Annotated in this window: 4 protein-coding genes and 1 pseudogene; 1 reads left to right on the plus strand and 4 read right to left on the minus strand. The window is 76.0% G+C overall.

The genetic code is table 11. The features are described 5' to 3' along the window. Window positions 1-310 (plus strand): annotated as a pseudogene (locus tag F8A92_RS18770) (hypothetical protein); the annotation flags it as partial. Between the two features lie 48 nt (window positions 311-358). On the opposite strand, the gene F8A92_RS18165 reads toward F8A92_RS18770, so the two are convergent. From F8A92_RS18165 to F8A92_RS18180, 4 genes are all read right to left on the minus strand, one after another. Continuing rightward, window positions 359-802, minus strand: coding sequence for a hypothetical protein (locus F8A92_RS18165; protein WP_153506591.1), 444 nt, complete (start codon window positions 800-802; stop codon window positions 359-361). Beyond that, window positions 799-2,109, minus strand: coding sequence for a serine/threonine-protein kinase (locus F8A92_RS18170; RefSeq protein ID WP_153506592.1), 1,311 nt, complete (start codon window positions 2,107-2,109; stop codon window positions 799-801). The genes F8A92_RS18165 and F8A92_RS18170 overlap by 4 nt, the downstream gene beginning before the upstream one ends. Before the next feature lie 128 nt (window positions 2,110-2,237). Beyond that, entirely contained in the window at window positions 2,238-2,903 is a 666-nt protein-coding gene (gene mftE / locus F8A92_RS18175) for a mycofactocin biosynthesis peptidyl-dipeptidase MftE (protein WP_153506593.1), read from the minus strand. After that, window positions 2,903-3,373, minus strand: a 471-nt coding sequence (locus F8A92_RS18180) for a hypothetical protein (RefSeq protein ID WP_228389572.1), incomplete at its 5' end; no start/stop codon positions are given. The genes F8A92_RS18180 and mftE, both read right to left, overlap by 1 nt.

Here is a 3,373-nt window from a genome sequence, read left to right on the forward strand (position 1 = left end):
CGTCAAGGTCGCCGACGACAACCCCTACCAGCTCGTGCACGCCAGCTTCCAGGTCTGGTGGGTCGTGCTGATCTACGAGCTCGGCCGGGCGCGCGCCTCCCGGCGGGTGGTCGTGCTGCTGTCGGACTGCCGGGCCACGGACGACGACGACCCGGCGCCCGCCGCGGCGCGCGTCGACGAGCTGCTCATCCTGACCCCCGACGACGACACCAGCGCGGCCGAGGAGCTGGCGGTGGCCGCGGGCGGCCGGTGGCGGCACCTGCCGGGTCCGTCGGCCGCGCCCGCGCTGATCAACGAGCTGCTCGCGTAGCAGGCGAGCAGCTCGGCCGGGGCCGCCCGACACGGCGGGTCCGGGGCGTCAGCCCTTGCCGCCGCCCTTGTCCTTGCCGTTGTCCTTGCCCTTGTCGTCCTTGGGCTTCGCCGGTGGCGGCGTGCCGGTGTCCGTGCCGGGCGCGGCCGTCGTCGGGGCGCTCGGCGTCGGTGTGGGCGTCGGCGAGGCGCTCGCGGACAGGTCGGCCTGCAACGCCGCCTCCGCGGCGCGGATCTCGGCGAGCTTGGCCGCGGGGAGCTTCCCGTCGTCGTGGGCGGCAGCGGCGTGGGCGTCGAGGGCGTCGAGGGCGTCCTGGGCCGTCGCGGTGTCGCCGGCGGCGACGGCCGAGGCGACGGCGGACACGTCGCTACGCAGCTGCGCGTGGACGTCGGGATCGATCGACGGGGACGTCGGCGCGCCGCTGGAGCAGGCGGCGACGGCCACGCCCACCAGGAGAGTCATCAGCGCGATCCGCGCGCGGCGCAGTCTCATCCGACGGCTTCTTCCAGCTGGCGCAGATGGGTACCGATCGGCCCTGGAACGGTCGGGTAGCTGGGCGGCGAGGTCGGGGAGGACGAGCCCGACGATCCGTCGCGGGCCGTGCTGAGAAGCACCACGGCCAGCACCACCGCGAGCACCGCAGCGGCGACGACGGCCGCCGGCAGCCAGCGCGGGCGGGACGAGAGCCTGGGCGTACGGCGCCGCCGAAGCTGCACCGTCCCGTCCGCGGCAGCCTCGTCGTGGCCCAGCACCTTGGTGGCCGAGGCGGGCTCGGCGACGTCCGCCGCGCCGGCCACGGCCGGAGCCGACGACCCGATGCCGGGGAGCCCCGTCAGGGCGACGGTGGGCGCGCCCGCGTCTGCGGGACGCACCGCGGCCACGGTGGGGACATCCGTCTCCGCGGGCCCGCCGGCGCCGGCGATCGAGGGCGGTCCGCCCTCTGCGCCGATCGCGGCGAGCGCCTGCGCGACCCGGTCCGCGGTCGGCCGGCCGCTGGGGTCGGCGTCCGTCATGGCGACCAGCAGCCGCGTCCAGTCGGCCCCGAGATCGCTGGGGACGGAGGGCTGGCGGGCGAGCCTGGCCAGGGCCGCCTCGACCCCGGCGCCGGGGAAGGCGACCTGCCCGGTGAGACATTCCAGCAGCACCAGGCCGAGGGAGTACACGTCGCTGGCCGCACCGGTCACCTTCCCGGTGGCCTGCTCGGGGCTCACGTAGTTGGCCGTCCCGATCGTCATGCCGACCGCGGTGAGGCGGGTGGCCTCCACCAGCCGTGCGATGCCGAAGTCGGTGAGCTTAGCCGTGTAGCTCCGCGGTCCGTGCGCCTCGTCGTCGAGGAGGATGTTGGCCGGCTTCACGTCACGGTGCACGACGCCCTGGGCGTGCACGTACGCGAGGGTGGCGGCCAGCTCCTCACCGAGGTGGGCGACCGTCTCGCGGGGCAACGCGCCGTCCGCCAGCCGGTGCCGCAGCGTGGGCCCGTGGATCAGCTCCATCACCAGGAACGGGGTGGCGGTGCCGGCGTCGCGCGCGAGCACCCCCGCGTCGAAGACGGTGACCAGGCCCGGATGGCGCAAGCCGGCCAGCAGGTGGATCTCCGCATCGATCCGCCGCCGCTCGTTCCCGTCGAGGCCGTCGGCGCGGAACAGCTTGACGGCCACCGGCCGGTGCAGCAGCTCGTCCGTGGCGGCGTACACCTCCGCCATGCCCCCGCGGCCCAGCAGGCCACCGAGGCGGTAGCGGCCGGCCAGCACCGTTTCCGCGCTGTCCGCTCGGGTGCTGGGGAGGGGCTCGTCGGGCATCAGGGGCTGTCCGTCTCAGTTCACTCGCGCGCGGCTCGTTCGGTGTTCATTCTGCGCCGTGCTCAGCGGCCGGCGGCCCCGAACGCGGCCCCCCGGACTCTACGCGAGCGTCCCGGCGGGCGCGTCGCTCACCGAGCCGTGCCCGTCACGGAGTCGAGCAGCGCGCGCAGCAGCCGCTCGCCCTCCTGCGCGGTCGCCCCCGCGGGATCGCCGAGGACGCCGTTGGGGCTCACCGCGCGTACGCCGCCGTCGCGCATCGCCGGCAGCAGCGCGCCGACCGGTGCGGTGTTCCCGGCCTCGGCCCGCTCCAGGCGCACCAGCTCGGGAGCCAGGTGCAGCATGAGCGAGGTCTCGGTACGGCCGGCGTGCGCGTCGGCGCCGGGGAAGTGGCAGTGCAGCACTTCCAGGGACCGTCCCTCGTACCCGCAGACCTGCTGCGCGGCGGCGATCGCGGGACCGTTGCCGCCGTGGCCGTTGACCAGCACGACCCGCTCGTAGTCGCGGTCGGCGTCGCGCACCACCTCGACCAGCACCCGGGACAGCACGTCGGTGCCGATCGACAGGGTGCCGGCGAAGCCGGCGTGCTCCCCGCTCGCGCCGATCGGTATCGCGGGCGCGACCGCGCAGGAGGCCCAGCGGGCCGCGACTCCCCGGGCCACGTGCTCGGCGATGACCGTGTCCGTGGACAGCGGCAGGTGCGCCCCGTGCTGCTCCAGCGACCCCAACGGGACCAGGAGGGTGCGTCGCCGGCCGCGGGCCACGTCGGCGGACGTCGTCGTCGGGAGGTCGATCATCACCGTCGCCCGGACGTCACCGGACGGCGTGCGGGTCCGCCGAGGCGGAACCGCGGCAGCAGCAGCCCGGGTCGCCGGGCCAGCCAGGCCGAGCGCCACACGCCCGCGGCGTACGCCGCATCGTCGACGAGCTGCCAGCACACCCCTTGGAGGGCACCGCCTGGGGCGTCCCGCACTCGCTGGTCGAGCACCGCGCCGGCGAGCGTGGCCGCGAGGGCGCGGGCGCGGAAGCGACGGCTGCGGGCCGCGACGACGAGGGTCACCGGGCCGAGCGGGCGGCTCAGCACCCGCGAGAGCGCCAGGGCGGTACGCGCCTGGCCCACGGCCGCGGCACGGGCGGCCGCCGCGGGAGGCAGCTGGCACATGCTGCGCGGCGCGAGCGCCAGGTGCGCGTTTGGACGACCATCGGCATAACCATCAGCGTGCTCACCGATCGCGCGTTCCGATCCACGACGCGAGCGGCCTAGACA

It is taken from the genome of Cumulibacter manganitolerans, from assembly GCF_009602465.1.
Classification (GTDB): Bacteria; Actinomycetota; Actinomycetes; order Mycobacteriales; family Antricoccaceae; genus Cumulibacter; species Cumulibacter manganitolerans.